This is a genomic window from Streptomyces sp. NPDC057638 (genome assembly GCF_042800315.1).
Taxonomy (GTDB): Bacteria; Actinomycetota; Actinomycetes; order Streptomycetales; family Streptomycetaceae; genus Streptomyces.
Genome location: NZ_JBHVHF010000016.1, coordinates 14,992 through 36,244, shown reverse-complemented (window position 1 = coordinate 36,244; position 21,253 = coordinate 14,992). Strand labels below are relative to the sequence as shown.

Genomic DNA, 21,253 nt, shown 5'->3' with positions numbered 1-21,253 from the left:
TCCGCTACGGCCGCCTCCCCGGCACTCGCGTGGTGTATGACACCGAAGGGCGGGGGCGGCTTCATCGCGGACCGGGGAGCAGGGGATCGCCCGCCCCGGACGGATGCCCCGTGACCAGGGATACGGCCGCTCGGTACGGCAGCGGGGGCGTCCGTGAGAAGGCCGCGGAGCGCTCACACGACCCCCAGGGGAGCCTCGCGGCGGCCTGTACGATAAGGCGACACCTGATCGACCACCTCTGCCTGACGCAGAGCTGGCGCGACCGTATGGCGGCCGAGGCGTTCTCGCAGGACGGGACCCGGTATCTACCGCAGTCCCGCGCAAGAGGACAGCTCTCGGCCGTTCCCGTACCCCGGGGCGTGCCACCAGGCGGCAGAAAGGCACGGACCGTGTCGCACACGGTCACTGACGACTCCCAGGGCACCGCCGCCCGCCGCCCGGGATACGGACAGCTCCTGCGCACACCAGGGGCATGGACATTCCTGCTCCCCGGCTTCCTGGCCCGGCAGCCGTTCGCGATGCTGACCATCGGCATCGTGCTGCTCGTCCAGAGCACCACCGGCTCCTATGGCACCGCCGGAGTGGTCGCCGCCGTCACCGGCGTCTCCATGGCGCTCTTCGCGCCGCAGTCGGGCAAGCTCGCCGACCGCTTCGGGCAGCGCGCGGTGCTGATGCCGGGCGTCATGGTGCACGCGGCCTCGGTGACCGCGCTGATCACCCTGGCGCTGGCGGACGCGCCCTTGTGGGCGCTGTTCGCCGCGGCCGTCCCCACGGGCGCCTCCGTACCGCAGGTCGGCCCCATGGTGCGCGCCCGCTGGGCGGCGAAACTGGAGGGCACACCACTGCTGGGTACCGCGGCCGCCTTCGAGTCGGTGACGGACGAGTTCACCTTCGTCGTCGGACCGGTGCTGGCGACCGCGCTGTGCACGGGCGTCCACCCCGCCGCCGGACTGATCGCCGAGGCCGCGCTCACCCTGGTCGGCGGAGTGCTCTTCGCCGCGCAGAAGCGCACCCAGCCCGAGGTACGCCACGCCGCCACCGCGGGCTCCGGACCGCGCGTCTCCGCGCTGTCGGTGCCCGGGCTGCGCGTCCTGGTGGTGGCCTTCCTGGGAATCGGCTCGGTCTTCGGCGGAATGCAGGTCTCCCTGACCGCCTTCACCGAGGAGATCGGCAATCCGGGCGTGAACGGGGTCCTGTACGGGGTCTTCGCCGCGGGCAACATGCTCGCGGGCATCGTCTGCGGCGCCATCGCCTGGAAGAGCGGCCCCCTGCGCCGGGTCGTGATCGGCTACAGCGCGCTCACCGTGACCGCGTCGGCACTGTGGGCGGCGGACTCCGTCCTCCTGCTCGCGGTACTCGGACTGCTCGTCGGCCTGTGCATCGCCCCGCCCCTGATCGGCGGCTACACCCTGGTCGACGCCCTGGTTCCGGCGTCCGCGCGAACGGAGGCCTTCACCTGGCTGACGGGCGCGGTCGCGCTCGGTCAGGCCCTGGCCGTCACGGCCGCCGGCCGTCTCGCCGACAGCAGCGGCTCCAGCGCCGGATTCGTGGTCCCCCTGGTGGGAACCGCGCTCGCGCTGGTCACGCTGCTGGCCCTGCGGTCCCGTCTGGCACCCGCCCAGGACGGCTCCGGCGGGCGGATCGCGGCCCGCGGGGCGAGTGGGATGGGTCACCGCTCGCGGGTGACGGTGGACTGATACAGCGGAATACGTCACTATGGACCGTCGTTAGCACTCATCGAGTGAGAGTGCCAGGAGGAAGACCAGTGCCGACCTATCAGTACCAGTGCACCGAATGCGGCGAGGGCCTTGAGGCGGTGCAGAAGTTCACCGACGACGCCCTGACCGTGTGCCCGAACTGCGACGGACGCCTGAAGAAGGTGTTCTCGGCCGTCGGCATCGTCTTCAAGGGCTCGGGCTTCTACCGCAACGACAGCCGTGGCTCGTCGTCCAGCTCCACCCCCGCGTCGTCGAAGTCGTCCTCGGAGGGCAAGCCGTCCGGCTCCTCCTCGGAGTCCTCGTCCAGCGGGTCGTCGTCCTCTTCGTCGGGGTCGTCATCGTCGGCGTCGTCATCATCGGGGTCGTCGGCATCGTCATCGACGTCCAGCAGCACCAGCTCCGCCGCCTGAGGCGCGCTCTGCCTTTCCGCCGGGCCCTGGTCCACGTACGTCACGTGGGCCAGGGCCCGACGCGTACCCGGCGGGCTGACGGGCTGACGGGCTGACGGGCTGACGGGCTGACGGGCTGACGGGCAAGGCGTACGCGGAACCGGTGGATGGGGTCCGAGGCGTCCCGCGCGGACACGGCCGGACGCGCCACGACGCGGGCGGGACCTGACCTCACCCAACGGGTGACGGGGATATCCACAGGCCAGGGGCTGTCCACAGGGCCAAGCGGGTTCTGCCGGGAGGGTTCATCGTGAGATCCGGCGACCGGTGACCCACCGGCGCGGTTACCTCGACGACAGGCGGACCCACCATGTCGTTCCCTCCCCTTCCTCCGGCCACCGGTCCCCGGGCCGTTCCCCATTTCGCCCCGCTGCGACCCCGCCGTGGCGCCCACCGGCGACTGCGGCGGGCCGTACGGCGGCGTCGCCGCGCCCTCGCCGCGGGGCTGGCCCTGACCGCCGCCGCTCTCGCCGCGTCGGGCCCGCGCGGGAGTGAGAGCGGACGGCCGGAGGGCCGGGCGGAGGCGCGCGGGCCGGACGAGGGCGGGCCCTCCTCCATGCCCTCCTCCGCGTCCGCGGCGCCCGGCCGTGCTCTCGCCGCCCCGGTGCTGGCGCCCGTGCGCATCGCGGACGCGGAGACGGTCCGGCTGCTGCGTCCCGGCGACCGGGTCGATGTGATCGCCACACCCGAGGCCGCCCCGGCCCCGGGCCCGGCCCAGGCACCCGCCGCCCGCGTGGTGGCCCAGGCCGCCCGCGTCGCCGAGCTGCCCCGGATGCGCGGTATCGCCGACGGCGGCGGGGCGCTGGTCGTGCTCTCCGTCCCCCGTCCCGTCGCCGCCGCGCTGGCGGGCGCGAGCGCGACTTCCCGGCTGGCGGTGACGGTGTGCTGATCCCCGTGCGGCTCCGTTTTCGTACACGGTCCCCCTCACATCACCTCTTCGCGCGTCTGGAGTGGACAGCACGGCCACACCGTGCCGTAGGTTGCGGAACGCTTGAATCCGTCTGCTCTACCCCACAGAACGAGAGGCTTCGCGGTGACCGAGAAGAAGGTCGGCGTCCTGGAGGGCTTCAAAGCCTTCCTGATGCGTGGCAACGTGATCGACCTGGCGGTGGCTGTCGTCATCGGCGCCGCGTTCACACAAGTGGTGAACGCGGTGGTGAAGGGGGTTATCAACCCCTTGGTCGGCGCGTTCGGCACCCAGAACCTGGACGCCTACAGCTCCTGCGTCAAGGGCAGCTGCAAGGTCGTCAACGGCGAGGTCCAGGGCATCAAGATCATGTGGGGCTCCGTGCTCGGGGCGACGCTCACCTTCCTGATCACGGCCGCCGTCGTCTACTTCCTGATGGTGCTGCCCATGGCGAAGTACCTGGCGCGCAAGGCGGCCAGGGACGCGGCGAAGGAAGGGGCGAAGGAGCTCGTCGAGGTCTCCGAGCTGGAGGTGCTCAAGGAGATCCGGGACACGCTGCTCGCGCAGTCGCGTGGGTCCGGGCCTGGCGCGGGTCCCGCCTCCGGGCCCGGCACGGGCGCGCCGCGGCCTTAGCGTCGCGCGCTCGGCCTTCGGCGTGGGCGGCTCCGGCCACCCGCGTCCGGAGCGCTCCGGGCGCTCAGAGGTGGTGCGGCGGCTTCTCGTCCAGGAACCGGGCCAGATCGCCGTCGCCACCACCGGAGCGAGGCCGCTCGCCCCACCCGCGGTCCGTGTCGTCCGAGGACGGCAGGTCCAGCGGATCGTCGAAGTCGATCACCGGCCTCGGGGACTTCGGCCGGGAAGGCTCCGCTTCTCGCGGGCCGAGGGCGGGGGCGGTACTCATGCCTTCAGGGTACGGCGGCGCGCCGCCCGGCACGGCCCGGCCCCACCCGGGTGAGGGTTTGGCCCACTCGGCCCGCTCCCGCCCCCGGCCCGGGAGCACGGCATCCGTCCCGGTGCTGTCCTGGGCCCATGACCTCCTCAGCCGGCCAGGAGTCCGAGGCCGACGGTTACGCGCCGCTGCGTCACATGGCGCCCCGGCGCCGCGACGAACCGCACCGGGCGGCCACACCGCTGGAGCTCTTCTTCGACCTCTGCTTCGTCGTCGCGGTCGCCCAGGCGGGCGCTCAGCTGGTGCACGCCGTGGCCGAGGGCAGACCCGGCACCGGCTTCGTGGGCTACTGCTTCGTCTTCTGGGGCGTGTGGTGGGCGTGGATGAACTTCACCTGGTTCGCCTCCGCCTACGACTGCGACGACGTGCCGTACCGGATCGCGACGCTCATCCAGATCGCGGGCGTCCTGGTCTACGCGGCGGGGGTGCCCCGCGCGTTCAACGAGAACGACTGGACCATCGCCGTCATCGGCTATCTGATGATGCGGCTGGCACTGACCACCCAGTGGCTGCGCGCGGCGGCCGCCGAGACGGACGCGGGCCGCACGGTGGCGCTGACGTACGCGGCGGGCATCGCGCTCTGCCAGGCGGCCTGGGCCGCGCTGCTGCTCGCGCCGCAGTGGTCACGACACTGGCTCTTCCCGATCGTGGTGGCGGCCGAGCTACTGGTACCGCTGATCGCCGAGCGGGAGCGGGAGACACCCTGGCACGCCCATCACATCGTGGAGCGATACGGGCTGTTCACCCTGATCGTGCTGGGCGAGACCATGTCGGCGAGCACGATCGCGGTGCAGTCGGCCATCGACGAGCACGACGCGATCGGCGAGCTGCTGCCGATCGCGGTCGGAGGGCTGCTGATCATCTTCTCGGCGTGGTGGATCTACTTCGCGGTGCCCGCGCACGAGCGGCTGATCTCCAACCGGCAGGCTCTCCCCTGGGGCTACGGCCATGTGCTGGTCTTCGGTTCGGCGGCCGCACTCGGCGCGGGCATGGAGGTGGCCGTCGAGCACGCGGTGGGCACGGCGCGTATCTCCACCGTCGCGGCGAGCGCGGCCGTGACGGTCCCCACGGCGGTCTTCCTGGCGACGGTGTGGCTGTTGCACTCCCGCCACTTCAAGCACGGCGCCGTCCAGCAACTCACGCTGCCGGTGGCGGCGGTGGCGATCCTGGGCTGCACGTTCGTCGACGGCTGGGCGGTGCTGGCGGCGGGGCTGGTCGCGACGGCCACCGTCACCGCCGGGGTCTGGCTCACCTGCCGCGACCGCGCGAAGAAGATCGTTTCCCCGTCCTCCGACCCGTGATACGCAGGGGGTGTGAGCGATATGGCGAGGAGCGCGGGCCCCCGGGACGCGCTGACGGACGTGGCCGGGCTACGGGTCGGACACGCGCAGGTGCCCGGGGAGCGGGCCCTGAGCGGGACCACCGTGGTGCTGGCGCCGGAGGGCGGGGCCGTCGCGGCCGTGGACGTGCGCGGTGGCGGCCCCGGCACCCGGGAGACGGACGCGCTGGACCCGCGCAATCTGGTGCAGCGGATCGACGCGGTGGTCCTGACCGGCGGCAGCGCCTACGGCCTGGACGCGGCGGGCGGGGTGATGGCCTGGCTGGAGGAGCGGGGCAGGGGCGTCCGGGTCGGCGGCCCCGACCAGGTGGTGCCCGTGGTCCCGGCGGCCTGCCTCTTCGATCTGGGCCGTGGCGGCGACTGGCGGGCCCGCCCGGACGCGGCCACGGGCCGCGCCGCCGCCGAGGACGCGGCGCGGACCGGTCCGGGCGCCCCGGTGGCCATGGGCGCCGTCGGGGCCGGGACCGGAGCCGTGGTGGGCGGGTTCAAGGGCGGTGTCGGCACGGCGAGCATGGTCCTGGCCGAGTCCGGGGCGACCGTCGCCGCGCTCGTGGTGGTCAACGCGGCGGGCTCGGCCGTGGATCCACTGACGGGTGTGCTCTACGGGCGGCTGCTGGAGGGCCCCGTGACGGCTCCGGCGCCCGGGCGGCACCAGGAGGCACAGCGGCGGCTGGCGGAGGCGGTGGCGGCCGGAGGACCGCCACCGCTCAACACCACGCTCGCCGTGGTCGCCACGGACGCCGACCTGAGCCGCGCGCAGGCGCAGAAGCTGGCCGGTACGGCTCACGACGGCCTCGCGCGCGCCGTGCGGCCGGTCCATCTCCTCAATGACGGGGACACGGTGTTCACCCTCGCCACGGGCACCGTGCCGCTCCCGGGCGAGAGCCCCTTCGCCCTCAACGAGGTACTGGCGGCGGGCGCGGACACACTCACCCGGGCCGTGGTCAGGGCCGTACTGGCGGCCACCGGAGTGGTGGGCCCCGGTGGTTCCTTCCCCTCCTACCGTGAGCTGTACGGCGCCGGGTGAGTCCCTGCCGGGCACGACGGCGGGCGAGTTGGCGGATCCGGGGAACCTGGGAAAGAGTTCCTTCGTTTTCCGGAACGACGGACACGTTGTCGGACTCAGGGGTTACTTTTAGCAATCAACGAGTTACTTGTGGCGACGGCCTGGAGACCCACTTTGAACGATCCGTATGAGACAACCGAGGCCCATCTCCGGCGGCTCATGGGTCGGGCGCTCAACTCCTTCGAGCTGCCCGACGCCACGGTCGAACGACTCGACACGGCACTGGCTCATGTGAGTTCGCTGCACTCCTCCCACCACACCGCGGCCCTCGACCGGGCCACCTACCGGCACGCCTATCTGCTGAGCGACGGCAGCTCGCTCGTCCTGTGGGAGCTGGTGCACTCCACGGGCCCCGACGGCCCGGAGCAGCACGAGCTCTACACGGAGGAGGGCGAGGTCAGACTGGCCGCTTCACGGCTGCCCTCAGGGTTCCCCGGGTTCGGCGACCCCGGGTTCCCGGAGCCCGGGACCCCGCCCGGCGAGAGTGGCGGGCCCGAGGGACCACCTTCGGCCGGACCGGAGGGCGACCGAGGTCCGGAGGGTGACATCGAGGCGGAGTTCGAGCTGCTGACCGGGCTGGCGACGGCGGCCCCGGCCGCGCTGCCGAGGATGTACGCGCCGGACAACTCCGCCGACCACGCCCGCCGGGTGCTGCGCCGCGCGGAGAACGCCGACCGGCCGGGCCGGGAGACCGCCCGGCTGCTGCGCACGGCCTTCGCCCACCACATCACCCAGGTCTTCGGCCGCCAGTGCCAGGTGGCGGGCAAGGACGCCGGGTTCACCCTCTACGAGCACGCGTTCCTCCTCTTCGACGGCGCGGAGGTGAGCCTGTGGGAGGTGGAGCATACGGCCACGCCCGACGGCCGCCATATGTGCGAGGTGTACCCGACGGAGAACCGAGCTCGCGAGGCGATGGAGAACCGGGCACGGGTCCGCTGACCTGACGCCCCACTGCCACCCCCCACCCTTCGGGTGCCCCCCAGCGCCCGCCATGGCCCGGCCGTTCCTCGTCCGCCGTCGGCCATCCGCCCGGTTCCGGGCCTGAGCACGCACCCGCGCACCACACGTTCTCGCGGTCCGCGGCTCATGATCTCTACGGCGCTCTGGGCGCTCTCGCGGCCCTCCTCGACGAGTCGTCCGCCGCGCTCTCGCGACCGACGCGCATGGCGCGTACCGCGCCCGCCGCGCTCCTCCGCCTCAGACGCTCCGCCGCGTTCCCGCGCTCCCGCGGTAGGGCGCCCCGGCCCCGTCGACCGGCCGTATGTTCCGTGCCCCCCCCCGATGGACCCGCGCCCCGTCCAAGGGCGTCCCGCAGCGAAGCCCCGCGTACATCCGCGCCGGAGCCAGACCCCGGCTGGCCCCTGACCGATCGGTTCCCGGGCCGAACGCTTCCGCGCCTCAACCGCCCCCGACCACCGCTCTCGGCGCCTGGCCGGGGCACGGACCGCCCGCTGGCGGCCCGCCCCCCGGATGACCGCTTACGCGGCCGCGTCGAAGCCGGTGTCGTCGGCCATGCGCTTGAGTTCGAGCAGGGCGTGCTTCTCGATCTGGCGGATCCGCTCACGGGTCAGACCGTGTTCCTTGCCGACCTCGGTGAGCGTGCGCTCCCGGCCGTCCATGATCCCGTACCGCATCCGGATGATGGAGGCGGTGCGCTGGTCCAGCTTGCCGATCAGATCCTCCAGGCCCTCGCTGCGCAGCAAGGTGAGGACGGACTGCTCGGGCGAGATGGCCGAGGTGTCCTCCAGCAGATCGCCGAACTGGGTCTCGCCCGCGTCGTCCACCGGCATGTTCAGGCTGACCGGGTCACGCGCCCAGTCGAGGACGTCGGCGACCCGCTCGGGGGTGGATCCCAGCTCCTGCGCGATCTCGGCGGCCTCCGGCTCGCGGCCCTTCTCGCGGTTGAACTCGCGCTGGATCCTGCGGATACGGCCCAGTTCCTCCACCAGGTGGACGGGGAGGCGGATGGTGCGTGACTGGTCCGCGATGGAACGGGTGATGGCCTGGCGGATCCACCAGGTGGCGTAGGTGGAGAACTTGAAGCCCTTGGCGTAGTCGAACTTCTCGACGGCCCGCACCAGGCCCGCGTTGCCCTCCTGGATCAGGTCGAGCAGGGGCAGTCCGCTGCGGGGGTAGCGCCGGGCCACGGCGACCACCAGTCGGAGGTTGGACCGGATGAAGACGTCCTTGGCGCGCTCACCCTCGGCCACCAGCGACTCAAGCTCCTCACGGGAGGCGCCGCCCGCGCCGCTGTCGACCTCCTTGTCGAGGATCTGCTGGGCGTAGACGCCCGCCTCGATGGTCTGCGACAGCTCGACCTCCTTGGCGGCGTCGAGCAGCGGTGTCCGCGCGATCTCGTCGAGATACATACCGACGAGGTCACGGTCGGCTATCTCCCCGCCGACCGCGCGAACGCCCCGGGCCCGGCCGGTGGTCCCCTTGGTCTCGGACTGGCGTCGGGCGACGGCACGGGTTGCCATGCGAGCTCCCTTGCTGAGTAGGTCGCGACACCCTTCCGGGTGCCCTGCATCCGATGGAAACAACGACTGGAATCCGGACAGAATTCCCATCAACCGCGCCAACTTTTACGATCTTGCAGTATCCTGCCCGGTCACACGGGAGGGCACATGCCGAGGGAACCTATGAAGCAGCACACGGAAGTGCAGGTCAGACCAGGCACGGAGGCCGATCTGACGGCGCTGACCGCGCTCTACAACCACTACGTCCGTGAGACGTCCATCACCTTCGACATCACTCCGTTCACTCCGGAAGAGCGCCTGCCGTGGCTGCGTTCCCACCCTGAAGACGGCCCGCACCGCCTCCTGGTTGCCCGGGATACCGGTTACGAGCGGACAGAAGCACAGGTAAGCCGGGAATCCCGGGAAAGCAGCAGCACCCGGGAGAACCCGGCGGACGGCTGGGGTGGGCTGCTCGGCTACGTCACGAGCAGCCCGCTGCGCCCCAAGGCCGCCTATGACACCTCGATCGAGGTCAGCGTCTACTGCGCCCCCGAGGCGGCGGGCCGGGGCATCGGCACCCTGCTCTACAAGTCGCTCTTCGAGGCCCTCGCCGACGAGGACCTCCATCGCGCCTACGCCGTGATCACCCAGCCCAACGAGGCGTCCGAGCGGCTGCACGCCCGCTTCGGCTTCCGCAGGATCGGTACGTACACGGAGGCGGGCCGGAAGTTCGACCGCTACTGGGACGTCACCTGGTTCGAGAAGAAGCTCGGCCCCGACGCGTGAGAGGCGCCCTCCCCGGCGGACGGACCCATGGGCGCACCGCCCCCTGACCCACGAAGTCGCCCACCTGACCTACGAGGGCGTCCACGCGGACGCGATGCGGAAGGACCAAGTCCGCAGGCGTAGGACCACAGACCGTTACGGAGGGATATCCGCCCCGCCTAGGGTCGCGCCATGAGCGCCGAACCGACCGGGCCCACCGGGCGCGCCGGGCCCGCCGGGCACCCTGAGCGCGCCGGGCCCGGGCATACGGCCCCGCCTCGCGCCGCGACCCCTGCGGTCACGGACCCGCCCACGTGGGGAGCGCCGGGGTCAGCCGAACTGGAGCGAGCGCTTCGCGAGGCCCATCCAGAAGCCGTCGATCACATTCCTGCCCCCGGCCAGCTCGGACTCGGCGGCACCGAGCGTGACGAAGAGCGGGGCGAAGTGCTCGGTCCTGGGGTGCGCCAGCTTCCCGGCGGGGGCCGCGTGCTCGAAGTCGAGCAGCGCGTCGACATCCGCGTCGGCGAGGGCCCGCCGCCCCCAGTCGTCGAACTCCGAGGACCAGCCCGGCACACCTTCGTGCCGCAGTGCCGCCAGGTTGTGGGTGAAGAAGCCGCTACCGACGATCAGGACCCCCTCGTCCCGCAGCGGGGCCAGCCGCCGTCCGATCTCCATCAGCTTCTCCGGCTCCAGGGTGGGCAGGGAGATCTGCAGCACCGGAACGTCGGCGTCCGGATACATCTCGACCAACGGGACGTACGCGCCGTGGTCGAGCCCCCGCCCGGGGACGTCCTGGACCGGGGTACCGGCCCGGCGCAGGAGCTTGCGTACGGAGTCGGCGAGTTCCGGAGCGCCGGGCGCCGGGTAGCGCACCGTGCAGTACCGCTCCGGGAACCCCCAGAAGTCATAGACCAGCGGCAGCGTGGTGGTCGCGCCCAGCGCCAGCGGCGCCTCCTCCCAGTGCGCGGAGACCATCAGAACGGCCTTGGGGCGCGGCAGCCCCGCCGACCAGGCCGCGAGCTGCCCGGGCCAGAGGGGATCGTCGGCGAGCGGCGGCGCACCGTGGGAGAGGTAGAGAGCGGGCATCCGGGCTGGGGCGGTCATCAGAACCTCCGATCTACTTGAAACTTCAAGCTACCTCCATGATACGCCCCTTGGTTTAACTTTCAAGAATATGGCGACGGGTGGGAGAGTGGGTGTATGAACAGGGCAGGGACGCCGCCGGAGGCGGACGAGGACGGACGCGGGCCGCGCTGGCTCAGCGACGACGAGCAACGGGTGTGGCGTGCGTACATCCATGCCACCAGGCTCTTCGAGGACCATCTCGACCGCCAGCTCCAACGGGACGCCGGGATGCCGCACCTCTACTACGGACTGCTGGTGCAGCTCTCCCAGGCACCGGGGCGCCAGCGGCGGATGACCGAGCTGGCGATCGACGCCAAGATCACGCGGTCGCGGCTGTCCCACGCGGTCGCCCGGCTGGAGCAGCGCGGCTGGATACGCCGCGAGAACTGCCCCTCCGACAAGCGGGGACAGATCGCGGTCCTGACGGACGCGGGCTTCGACGTGCTGCGGCGGACCGCGCCGGGCCATGTGGAGGCGGTACGCCAGGTGATGTTCGACCGTCTGTCGGCGGAACAGGTGGGACAGCTGGGAGAGATCATGCGGATCGTGGCGGAGGGATTGCAGCCGCAGGACTCGGCGGCGGATCTGCCCTGGCTGCGCTGAGACCCGGGCGGTGCTGAGACCCGGGCCGTGCGGACGCCCGGGCGGTGCGGACGCCCAACCGGGCTGACGCGAGGACCGGAACCGACGGACCGGGACTCACGGACCACGGACCACGGACCACCGCTCACGGACCACGCCTCACGGACGGACCGGGGCTCAGGCGCCCACTCCCGTCCGGCCCCACGTGCGGCTCTCCGTCCCGCCGACCCGGTACCCCCACCCGCCCTGCGCACGCGACCCTCACCAGCGTGCCCGTCAGCCGCGCGAGGGCGGACACCGACCACCCGCCGACACCCCCACACCAGCACGAGGGCCCCGCCGTCATCCCGACAGCGGGGCCCTCATCACTCCGTCCCTCAGGACGGTTCACCCGTCATGACACGGCGGAGCCGTGCTCAGTGGGCGATCACCGGCATCTTCACGGCCTCGTCCGTGTCACCGTCCGAGGCGCCGGGGCCACCGGCGGCTTCGGCGCCCGCCGCGCCCCGTGCGGTCACCATCGTGAAGGCGATCACCGCCGCCGCGGCGAGGATGCCCACCGCCCACCAGATGGCGGTGGTGAAGCCGTGCACCATGCCCTGGAACTCCAGCAGCCTCGGGTCGGCCGCACCGGCGGCGTGGGAGCTGATGTACGAGGTGGTGGCCGAGGCCGCGATCGTGTTCAGCAGCGCGGTGCCGATGGCGCCACCCACCTGCTGCGAGGTGTTGACCATCGCGGAGGCGACGCCCGAGTCGGCCGGGTTGACCCCGTACGTGGACAGGGACATGGCGGGCATGAAGGCCGTACCCATGCCGAGGCCCAGCAGCAGCTGCGCGGGCATCACCACGGCGGCGTAGGAGCTGTCCACCTCCATCTGGGTCAGCAGCAGCATGCCGAGCGCCGCGAGCACGAAGCCGGGGCCCATCAGCATCCGGGGCGGCACCCGGGTCATCAGCCGGGCACCGATCTGGGTGGAGCCGGTGATCATGCCGACGACCATCGGCATAAAGGCGAAACCGGTCTTGACCGGGGAGTAGCCCTTGACGATCTGGAGGTAGAAGGTCAGGAAGAGGAAGAGACCGAACATCGCGATGATGGCGAGACCCAGGGAGAGGTACACCCCGGCCCGGTTGCGCTCGGTCAGCACCCGCAGCGGCAACAGCGGCGCCTTCACCTTGGCCTCCACCAGCACGAAGGCCGCGAGCAGCACCACGGAGGCCACGAAGCTGCCGATGGTCAGGGAGTCGCTCCAGCCCGAGTGCTCGGCGCGGGTGAAGCCGTAGACCAGCGCCACCAGACCGAGGGTGGAGAGGATGACTCCGGGCACGTCAAGCGAGGAGCGGTTACGCGCGCCCTTCGGCTCGTGGATGACGAAGTAGGCGCCGATGGCGGCGACGGCGGCGAACGGGATGTTGACGTAGAAGGTCCAGCGCCAGTTCAGGTACTCGGTGAGGAAGCCGCCGAGCAGCAGACCGACGGCGGCGCCGCCACCGGCGATGGCGCCGTAGATGCCGAACGCCTTGGCGCGCTCCTTGGCGTCGGTGAACATGACGGCCAGCAGCGAGAGCGCGGCGGGCGCGAGCAGCGCGCCGAAGGCACCCTGGAGGGCGCGCGAGGCCAGCATCATCGCCTCGTTGGTGGCCGCGCCACCGAGCGCCGAGGCGAGCGCGAAGCCGATGAGACCGACCACGAACGCCTGCTTGCGGCCCCACAGGTCGGCGATCCGCCCACCGAAGAGCAGCAGTCCACCGAAGGCCAGCGCGTAGGCGGTGATGACCCACTGCCGGTTGCCGTCGGAGATACCGAGGTCCTGCTGGGCGGTGGGCAGCGCGATGTTCACGATCGTGGAGTCGAGCACCACCATCAGCTGGGCGAGCGCGATGAAGACCAACGCCTGCCAGCGCCGGGGATCAGGAAGTGATATGTCAGGTGATTTCGGCATGGGTGGGCCCTTCAAGGGTGCGAAGTGTGTAAAAGCTGAGAAAACTTGAGAAAACTTGAGGAAAGCGGCGCAAGGGGCGCGCGGCGGGATCCCCGCGGCACCGGGTACGACTCCGGCCGGCGTCAGCTCCGCTCCGGCTCCGTGCCCCGCCGTCCGCCGAGGCGTCCTCACCTCCGTACGGAGACGAGCCGCGCGATGGTCGGCGCGGCACCTCCGTACCGGGGAGTGACGGCGCCTCGGAGCGGGGTCACGGGCCCGGGTGGCGGGCGTGGCGTCAGGGTTCCATGGGCCCTCGCACATCATGTCCACTCGGGTCGCGTCCGCCCGGGAGGCGATCCACCGGCCCCAGCGGCTCGCGGGCCCGCGAACCACCACCGTGCGCATCGCCGTGCGCGTCGCCGTGCGGGTCGTGCCTCCGCAGGTCCTCCAGGGTCACCGCGCGCCCCATCAGGTTCGAGCGCGCGGGCGCCATGAGCCCGTCCAGGAAGAGCTGGAGGTGGCGATGGACGAAACGGTCGATCACCAGGCAGTCGGTGCCCGGCAGGGGACGGCTGAGCTGGGAGAGCGCGACCATCACATCCCCGACGCCGATATCGGGGCGCATCCGCCCGGCCGCCTGGGCGCGCCGGATCAGACCGGCGAGGGCCTCCTCCAGGCGCTCCCGCTCCGCGACCAGATCGGGGTGCTCGGGGTCGACGGCGCCCGACAGCAGCGGGCAGAGCGCGCCGATGCGCTCATCGGCCGCCGCGTGGACGAAGCGGCGGATCGCGTCGAACGTGTCCGCCTCCTCGGCCGCCGCCAGGACCGCCTGGTCCGCGCTGCGGCCCAGCACCCAGAGGACGACCTCGCGCACCAGGGTGGGGCGGTCGGGGAAGTGGCGGTAGAGCGTGGCGTTGCCGACGCCCGCGCGGCGGGCGATGTCGTCGAGGGGCGCGTCCGGGCCGCGCTCCACGAACACCTCGCGTGCCGCCACCAGAATCCGCTCGCGGTTGCGCAGGGCGTCCGCGCGCGGACGCACCACCGGTCGTGGCACGGCCGCGACACACGACGCAGCGCCGTGCCTCATGGGTCCGTCGGTCCTCATGGGTCCCCCCACTCTCTCGACCACCACCCAAACGGGGAGTGGCTCCCCGCTTCGCAGGGACACCGGGGTAAACGGGGAGAGCGTCCCCGGTTATTTCCCGTCCCGGATGTGACACCCACCACAAAGCGGTCTTCCCCCGGACAGCCGCGCCCCGCCCCTCGAACGGCCCGCCCCCGCGCCCCGAACGGCCCACCCGGCGCGCGCCCCGGCCCGCCCCGGCCGAGGCTGATCGCACCGAGAGAGCAGCCAGGGCCCGGCCTGCTGCCGGGAGCTAAGGCGGTTCTCCTATGCGGCACAGACGCCATCGGCACCGGATACCCGGAACGGGCACCGCGCGCCGCGCCAGGAGGCTCGCCGCCCTCGCCGCCCTCGGCCTCACCGCGCTCACCTCGGCGACCGTCACCCTCCCCGGACCCGCCCGGCCGGGGGTGCCGTCGAGCCCGGTGGCCGGGCCCGACGACAACGGGCTCGGGCCCTGCCGCATCCCCACCACCCTCGGCATCCAGATGTCCGAGGGGATACCGACCCCGCCCGGCTACTCCCCCTCCACCGGCGAGGTCCGCGCGCTGAACCTGATGATCGACTTCCCGGACGCGGAGGGCGAGGGCCGGGCGCTCGACCGGCTGGCGGAGTTCTTCCCGCAGACCTCGGAGTGGTTCCGTACCAGCTCCTACGGACGGCTCAACTACCGCCCGCACGCCCCGATCACGCAGTGGCTGCGGATGCCGGTGCCGTTCGAGTCGTACGGGATAGAGCGCGGCTCACCGTATGAACCCGGCTATCGCTCGCTCGTCGACGACATCGTCACGGCGGCCGACCCCCAGGTCGACTTCAGCGCCTATGACCTGGTCAACATACTCGTCACACCCAACGCGGGGCCCTCGGCGCTGGACACCGTGCTCTCGGTGACCTTCTCCGGCAACCCGGACGCCCCGGTCGCCGACGGTGTCCCGCTCGCCAACACGTCCTTCGTCTACAGCCGTCAGGACGACGGCTCGGGCAGCTACGCCGAGACCGGCTACCGGGTCCTGCCCCACGAGAACGGCCATGTCTTCGGCCTGCCCGACCTCTACACCTCCGAGGGCGGCGGCTCGGTCGGACACTGGGACATCATGTCCGAGGACTGGGGGGCCAACAACGACCTGCTCGGCTGGCACAAGTGGAAGCTCGGCTGGCTGGATTCGGCACAGGTCGCGTGCGCCTCGGCCCCCGGGACCTCGGAGTACACCCTCACCCCGCTCGCCACACCCGGCGGGCGCAAGCTGGTGGTGGTCCCGGTCGGCGCCCACTCCGGTTACGCGGTGGAGATACGGACGCCCGGGGGGAACGACGAGGCCGTGTGCCGCCCGGGCGCGCTGATCTACCGGGTCAAGGGGGACATCGACACCGGGCAGGGGCCGGTGACGGTCTCCGACAGCGTGCGGGACAGCGGCGGGTGCACCCGGCGGCCCAATGTGCACGCGGAGCTGTCGGACGCGCCGTACCGGCCGGGCCAGTCGTTCACCGACAAGAAGCACGGGGTGCACATCACGGTCCTGCGGGAGTCCGGTGGCACCTACACCCTCCGGGTCACCCGCACCCGCTGACGCACCCCGCGCGCCACCCGCACCACCCGTTCCAGAACCCGCACCACCCGTACCCCGCGTTCCGCCACGCGCCCGTACGGTCCGCACCGACCGCCCGTACATCGCGGACCACCCCGCGCCTCGGGCAGTCCCCGTACATACGGTACGTACGGAACCCCCTCACCCGGGATCGAGCCGCCGCCGCAGCTCGCGCTTGAGGATCTTGCCCGTGGGGTTGCGCGGCACCTCGCCGAACATCACCCGCGCGGGCACCTTGAACCCCGCCAGCGTCCGCCCCACATGCGTCCGCACCTCCTCCGCCGTCAGCGTCACCCCGGGCCGGGTCCGCACCACCGCCGCGACCTCCTCGCCCAGCTCCGGATGGGCCACCCCCAGCACCGCCGCGTCCGCGACCCCGGGATGGTCCTGGAGGACGGCCTCCACCTCGGCGCAGTACACGTTCTCGCCACCGCGCACCACCATGTCCCGCAGCCGGTCCACCACGCTCACGCGCCCCGCGCGCATCAGCGCCAGGTCCCCGGTGCGCAGCCAGCCGTCGGGGAAGGCCGCCGCTGTCGCGGGCGCGTCGCGCCAGTAGCCGCGCACCAGGGACTGGCCGCGCAGCCACAACTCTCCGATCTCGCCGTCGGGCAGCTGGCCGCCATGGGGTCCGGCGACCCGGATCTCGACGGCGGGCGCGGGGGCGCCCGCCCCGGCGGGATCGTTCCAGTAGCGCTCCCCGAAGTGGGCGAGCACCCCGCCGCTGGTCTCGGTCAGGCCGTAGCCGCTGCGGGGCTCCACCCGGCGTCCGCAGCGCTCGGCGAGCAGGGTGAGCAGGGCGGGCGGCGCGGGAGCGCCACCGGTGTTGAGATGGGTGAGCGAGGGGAGGGTGCTTCCGGCGCGCCGGGCGGCCTCCAGCAGCTGGAGCGCGGTGGTGGGCACCCCGGAGTAGTGCGTGACCTGGTGACGTTCGATCAGGGCGAGCGCCCGCTCGGCGTCCCACTTGCGCATCAGCACCAGCGAGCCGCCCGCCCCCATCGCCGCGTAGAGGGTGGTGAACGCGGCGACATGGAAGAAGGGGAAGGTCATCAGCGTGACCGGGGCCGCGCCGAGACCGGGGACCGCCCCGCGCTCCAGGGCGGACAGGGCCGCGAAGTACCGGGGGTGCAGGGCCGCGCCCGCCTGCGCGAGATGGGTGGCGACCGCGCCCTTGGGACGGCCGGTGGTCCCCGAGGTGTAGATGAGGGTGGCGTCGTCCTCGGGCCGCACCTCGACCGGGGGCGGCGCGCCGTACGGATCGGGCCGGCCCTCCTCGTACCACTCCACCCCGTCCGGCGCGGGGCCGCCGCGGGGGCGGTCGCCGCGGAGGGCGATCGTCCGGGTGCCGTTGCGGCGGCGCCAGGCGTCGACGCGCGGCAGGCGCTCGTCGTCGACGAAGAGGACGGTGGGGGCGCAGTCGTCGAGCGCGTACTCCAGCTCGGCCGCCGTCCACCAGGCGTTGAGCGGAACGGCGACGAGACCCGCGATCTGGGTGGCCCAGAACGCGACCTGCCACTCGGGGTGGTTGCGCAGGGCGATGGCGACACGGTCGCCGGGGCGGGCGCCGTACTCCTCGCCGAGCTCGCGCGCCAGCGCGCAGACGGCGGCGAAGAAGGAGCGGTAGGTGTACGTGGTGTGCTCGGCGATCAGGAACGGCCGCTCGCCATGGGCCCAGATGGTCTCGAAGACCTCGCGGAGGGTGCGCGGGCCGTCGGTGTAGCGGAGCACACCGTCCTCGTCCCGGGCGGCGGCGAACGGCGCGCCGAGGGCGGTGAGCAGCTGCTCGGGGGTGCGCTCTGGCATGTCGATGGCCCTCTCTGCTGTGGCATGACGGGACCCCCGCCCGGCGCGTTCCCCGGCCGCTCGGGACGGTATGCAGCCCGCTCCCGCACGTCAAGAACGCGCCCGCGCATCGAGAACGGGCCCGGCCCCCTGCCACGAGGGGACCGGACCCGTCGCCGACCACAGCGGCACGGACAGTCGCGGTCGCGGCCGCGACCGCGACCAACCGCGACCGCTACACGGCTACCGCTACCGCTACCGCTACCGCACGAAGGTCCCCGCCTGTCCGGCGAGGTCGAGGAAGTACTGCGGCGCCACACCGAGCACCACGGTCACCACCACCCCCAGCCCGATGGCGGCCATCGTCATCCCGGAGGGAACCGCCACCGTGGGCCCGTCGGCCTGGGGCTCCTGGAAGAACATCAGCACGATGACCCGGATGTAGAAGAACGCGGCGATGGCGGAGGCGATCACACCGACGACCACCAGCCCTCCGGCGCCGCCCTCGGCCGCCGCCGAGAAGACGGCGAACTTCCCCGAGAAGCCCGAGGTGAGCGGGATCCCGGCGAAGGCCAGCAGAAAGACCGCGAAGACGGCCGCCACCAGCGGTGAGCGCCGTCCGAGCCCGGCCCACTGGGAGAGGTGGGTGGCCTCGCCGCCCGCGTCCCGGACCAGGGTCACCACGGCGAAGGCGCCGATCGTGACGAAGGAGTACGCCCCGAGGTAGAAGAGGACCGAGGAGACCCCCTTCTCGCTGGTGGCGATGACACCGGCCAGGATGAAGCCCGCGTGCGCGATCGAGGAGTACGCCAGCAGCCGCTTCATATCCGTCTGGGTGATCGCCACGATCGCGCCGCCGAGCATGGTGACGATCGCGACGGCCCACATCACCGGCCGCCAGTCCCAGCTGAGTCCCGGCAGCACCACATAGAGCAGCCGCATCAGCGCGCCGAACGCGGCCACCTTGGTCGCCGCCGCCATGAAGCCGGTGACCGGGGTGGGCGCGCCCTGGTAGACATCGGGCGTCCACATATGGAACGGCACCGCGCCGACCTTGAAGAGCAGCCCCACCAGGATCAGCGCCGCGCCGATCAGCAGCAGCGCGTCATTGCCCATGGTCGCGGCGAGCGCCGGGTCGACCGTGCGGACGCTGCCGTCGACGACCTCCGCGATCCGGGCGTACGAGACCGAGCCCGCGTACCCGTACAGCAGGGCGATGCCGAAGAGCAGGAACGCCGACGAGAAGGCGCCCAGCAGGAAGTACTTGACCGCCGCCTCCTGCGACATCAGCCGCTTGCGCCGGGCGAGCGCGCAGAGCAGATAGAGCGGCAGGGAGAAGACCTCCAGCGCGATGAAGAGCGTCAGCAGGTCGTTGGCGGCGGGGAAGACCAGCAGGCCCGCGATGGCGAAGAGGGCCAGCGGATAGACCTCGGTGGTGGTGAACCCGGCTTTGACCGCCGCCTTCTCGCTGTCGCTGCCGGGCACCGCCGCCGCCTGGGCGGCGAAGGGGTCGATCTCGTACCCATGGGCCTTCGGATCGAGACGGCGCTCGGCGAAGGTCATGACGGCGACCACGGAGGCCAGCAGGATCGTGCCCTGGAGGAAGAGGGTCGGACCGTCGATGGCGAGGGCGCCCATCGCCGCGATGTTCACCTTCGTGGTGCCGTAGCCGCCCTCGGCGAGGGCGATGACGGCGGCGAAGGAGGCGATCAGGGCGATCAGGGCGAGCCCGATCTGGGCGTGGTAGCGGGCCTTGCGCGGCAGGAACGCCTCGAAGAGCAGTCCCACCAGCGCCGCGCCCACCACGATCAGCACCGGGGCGAGCTGGCCGTACTCGATGTCCGGCGCGGGGATCTTGCCGAGCGGTTCGGCCGCCGTCGTCCACAGGGTGTGGACAGAAGTCGTGCTCACTTGGCCGCCTCCACGTCGGGCCGGGGGTCCTTCTGCTGTACGTCGGAGAGCGTGTGCTCCACGGCCGGGTTGACCACGTCCGTCAGCGGCTTCGGGAAGACGCCGAGGAAGAGCAGCAGCGCGATCAGCGGGGCGACCACCGCCAGCTCACGGCCGCGCAGATCGGGCATCTTCACCAGCTCGGGCCGGATCGGTCCGGTCATGGTCCGCTGGTAGAGCACGAGGGTGTAGAGCGCGGCCAGCACGATGCCGGAGGTGGCCACGATCCCGGCCACCGGATAGCGGCTGAAGGTGCCGACCAGGACCAGGAACTCGCTGACGAACGGCGCGAGCCCGGGGAGCGAGAGCGTGGCGAGCCCGCCGACCAGGAAGGTGCCCGCCAGGACCGGGGCCACCTTCTGCACCCCGCCGTAGTCCGCGATGAGCCGCGAGCCGCCCCGGCTGATCAGGAATCCGGCCACCAGCATCAGCGCGGCCGTGGAGATCCCGTGGTTGACCATGTAGAGCGTCGCGCCGGACTGCCCCTGTGAGGTCATCGCGAAGATGCCGAGCACGATGAAGCCGAAGTGCGAGATCGAGGCGTAGGCGATCAGCCGCTTGATGTCCCGCTGGCCGACGGCGAGCAGTGCCCCGTAGACGATGCTGATCAGCGCCAGCACCAGGATCACCGGTGTGGCCCACTTCGACGCCTCCGGGAAGAGCTGGAGACAGAAGCGGAGCATCGCGAAGGTGCCGACCTTGTCGACCACCGCCGTGATCAGCACGGCGACCGGCGCGGTGGCCTCCCCCATCGCGTTGGGCAGCCAGGTGTGCAGCGGCCACAGCGGGGCCTTGATGGCGAAGGCGAAGAAGAAGCCGAGGAAGAGCAGCCGCTCGGTGTTGGTCGCCATCTCCAGCTCGCCGCTGGCGCGGGCCGCGGCGATCTCGGTGAGCGAGAAGCTGCCCGCGACGACATAGAGCCCGATGACGGCGGCGAGCATGATCAGCCCGCCGACCAGGTTGTAGAGCAGGAACTTGACCGCCGCGTAGGAGCGCTGGGCCGCCGCGTTCTTCTCGCTGCCCTGGTGGGCGCGGTCCCCGAAGCCTCCGATGAGGAAGTACATCGGGATGAGCATGGCCTCGAAGAGGATGTAGAAGAGGAAGACGTCGGTGGCCTCGAAGGAGAGGATCACCATCGCCTCGACCATCAGGATCAGCGCGAAAAAGCCCTGGGTGGGCCGCCAGCGGGAGCTGCCGGTCTCCAGCGGATCCGTGTCGCGCCAGCTGGCGAGGATGACGAAGGGCACCAGCAGCGCGGTCAGCGCGATCAGCGCCACCCCGATGCCGTCCACTCCCAGTTCGTAGCGGACGCCGAAGTCGGCGATCCAGGAGTGGGACTCGGTCAGCTGGTAGCGGTCACCGCCCGGTTCGAACCGGGTGAAGACGACCGCCGCCAGGGCCAAGGTCACCAGGGAGAAGCCCAGCGCCAGCACCTTGGCCGTGGTCCGCCGGGCGGCGGGCACGGCGGCGGTGACGATGGCGCCGACGGCCGGGACCACGGCCGTGGCCGTGAGGAGCGGGAAGGACATGG

Annotated in this window: 17 protein-coding genes and 1 pseudogene; 10 read left to right on the top strand and 8 right to left on the bottom strand. The window is 72.0% G+C overall.

The window, feature by feature from the left end; translation table 11 throughout:
* Positions 1-389 precede the first annotated feature (389 nt).
* The 4 genes from ACFVIM_RS04175 to mscL all read left to right on the top strand — a co-directional run bounded on the left by ACFVIM_RS04175 (position 390) and on the right by mscL (position 3,707).
* Positions 390-1,697, top strand: a complete 1,308-nt coding sequence (locus tag ACFVIM_RS04175; protein WP_384298147.1) for an MFS transporter — start codon at positions 390-392, stop codon at positions 1,695-1,697.
* A gap of 68 nt (positions 1,698-1,765) precedes the next feature.
* The gene (locus ACFVIM_RS04170) at positions 1,766-2,128 is read left to right on the top strand and encodes an FmdB family zinc ribbon protein (protein ID WP_384298145.1); all 363 of its coding nucleotides are present in this window, start codon (positions 1,766-1,768) and stop codon (positions 2,126-2,128) included.
* A gap of 349 nt (positions 2,129-2,477) precedes the next feature.
* Entirely contained in the window at positions 2,478-3,056 is a 579-nt protein-coding gene (locus ACFVIM_RS04165) for a hypothetical protein (protein ID WP_384298144.1), read from the top strand.
* A gap of 144 nt (positions 3,057-3,200) precedes the next feature.
* Positions 3,201-3,707 (top strand): large conductance mechanosensitive channel protein MscL, encoded by a 507-nt coding sequence (gene mscL / locus ACFVIM_RS04160; RefSeq protein WP_384298141.1) that lies wholly within the window; start codon positions 3,201-3,203, stop codon positions 3,705-3,707.
* Between the two features lie 64 nt (positions 3,708-3,771).
* On the opposite strand, the gene ACFVIM_RS04155 is transcribed toward mscL, so the two are convergent.
* On the bottom strand, positions 3,772-3,975 hold the full coding sequence (locus tag ACFVIM_RS04155; protein ID WP_384298140.1) for a hypothetical protein: 204 nt from the start codon (positions 3,973-3,975) through the stop codon (positions 3,772-3,774).
* Positions 3,976-4,103: 128 nt separating this feature from the next.
* On the opposite strand from ACFVIM_RS04155, the gene ACFVIM_RS04150 reads away from it, so the two are divergent.
* The 3 genes from ACFVIM_RS04150 to ACFVIM_RS04140 all read left to right on the top strand — a co-directional run bounded on the left by ACFVIM_RS04150 (position 4,104) and on the right by ACFVIM_RS04140 (position 7,367).
* Complete coding sequence (locus ACFVIM_RS04150) at positions 4,104-5,324, top strand: low temperature requirement protein A (protein ID WP_384298137.1); 1,221 nt, start codon at positions 4,104-4,106, stop codon at positions 5,322-5,324.
* Between the two features lie 21 nt (positions 5,325-5,345).
* Entirely contained in the window at positions 5,346-6,389 is a 1,044-nt protein-coding gene (locus tag ACFVIM_RS04145; RefSeq protein ID WP_384298200.1) for a P1 family peptidase, read from the top strand.
* Between the two features lie 153 nt (positions 6,390-6,542).
* Positions 6,543-7,367, top strand: a complete 825-nt coding sequence (locus ACFVIM_RS04140; protein WP_384298135.1) for a DUF6227 family protein — start codon at positions 6,543-6,545, stop codon at positions 7,365-7,367.
* Between the two features lie 539 nt (positions 7,368-7,906).
* Here ACFVIM_RS04140 and ACFVIM_RS04135 read toward each other — a convergent pair.
* The gene (locus ACFVIM_RS04135) at positions 7,907-8,908 is read right to left on the bottom strand and encodes an RNA polymerase sigma factor RpoD/SigA (RefSeq protein WP_384298133.1); all 1,002 of its coding nucleotides are present in this window, start codon (positions 8,906-8,908) and stop codon (positions 7,907-7,909) included.
* Between the two features lie 162 nt (positions 8,909-9,070).
* Between ACFVIM_RS04135 and ACFVIM_RS04130 the strand changes: the two genes are divergently transcribed.
* A complete protein-coding gene (locus tag ACFVIM_RS04130; protein WP_384298130.1) occupies positions 9,071-9,673 on the top strand; it encodes a GNAT family N-acetyltransferase in 603 nt (200 codons plus the stop codon).
* 309 nt (positions 9,674-9,982) lie between these two features.
* On the opposite strand, the gene ACFVIM_RS04125 is transcribed toward ACFVIM_RS04130, so the two are convergent.
* Positions 9,983-10,756 carry a dioxygenase gene (locus tag ACFVIM_RS04125; protein WP_384298128.1) on the bottom strand — a complete coding sequence of 258 codons (774 nt, stop codon included), beginning with the start codon at positions 10,754-10,756 and terminating at the stop codon, positions 9,983-9,985.
* 96 nt (positions 10,757-10,852) lie between these two features.
* Between ACFVIM_RS04125 and ACFVIM_RS04120 the strand changes: the two genes are divergently transcribed.
* Positions 10,853-11,380 carry a MarR family winged helix-turn-helix transcriptional regulator gene (locus tag ACFVIM_RS04120; RefSeq protein ID WP_384298125.1) on the top strand — a complete coding sequence of 176 codons (528 nt, stop codon included), beginning with the start codon at positions 10,853-10,855 and terminating at the stop codon, positions 11,378-11,380.
* A gap of 395 nt (positions 11,381-11,775) precedes the next feature.
* Here ACFVIM_RS04120 and ACFVIM_RS04115 read toward each other — a convergent pair whose 3' ends face one another.
* Both ACFVIM_RS04115 and ACFVIM_RS04110 read right to left on the bottom strand, forming a co-directional pair.
* Positions 11,776-13,302 carry an MFS transporter gene (locus ACFVIM_RS04115; RefSeq protein WP_384298124.1) on the bottom strand — a complete coding sequence of 509 codons (1,527 nt, stop codon included), beginning with the start codon at positions 13,300-13,302 and terminating at the stop codon, positions 11,776-11,778.
* 412 nt (positions 13,303-13,714) lie between these two features.
* Positions 13,715-14,368 (bottom strand): annotated as a pseudogene (locus ACFVIM_RS04110) (TetR/AcrR family transcriptional regulator); the annotation flags it as partial.
* Positions 14,369-14,673: 305 nt separating this feature from the next.
* Here ACFVIM_RS04110 and ACFVIM_RS04105 point away from each other — a divergent pair.
* Positions 14,674-15,972 carry a M6 family metalloprotease domain-containing protein gene (locus tag ACFVIM_RS04105; RefSeq protein ID WP_384298121.1) on the top strand — a complete coding sequence of 433 codons (1,299 nt, stop codon included), beginning with the start codon at positions 14,674-14,676 and terminating at the stop codon, positions 15,970-15,972.
* 159 nt (positions 15,973-16,131) lie between these two features.
* On the opposite strand, the gene ACFVIM_RS04100 is transcribed toward ACFVIM_RS04105, so the two are convergent.
* The 3 genes from ACFVIM_RS04100 to ACFVIM_RS04090 form a co-directional block, all read right to left on the bottom strand.
* Positions 16,132-17,793, bottom strand: coding sequence for a class I adenylate-forming enzyme family protein (locus ACFVIM_RS04100; protein WP_384298119.1), 1,662 nt, complete (start codon positions 17,791-17,793; stop codon positions 16,132-16,134).
* Between the two features lie 240 nt (positions 17,794-18,033).
* Entirely contained in the window at positions 18,034-19,683 is a 1,650-nt protein-coding gene (gene nuoN, locus ACFVIM_RS04095; protein WP_384298117.1) for an NADH-quinone oxidoreductase subunit NuoN, read from the bottom strand.
* Positions 19,680-21,251: an NADH-quinone oxidoreductase subunit M gene (locus tag ACFVIM_RS04090; protein WP_384298114.1), complete on the bottom strand. Its 1,572-nt coding sequence runs from the start codon at positions 21,249-21,251 to the stop codon at positions 19,680-19,682. Before ACFVIM_RS04090 ends, nuoN begins: the two co-directional genes overlap by 4 nt.
* Positions 21,252-21,253 lie beyond the last annotated feature (2 nt).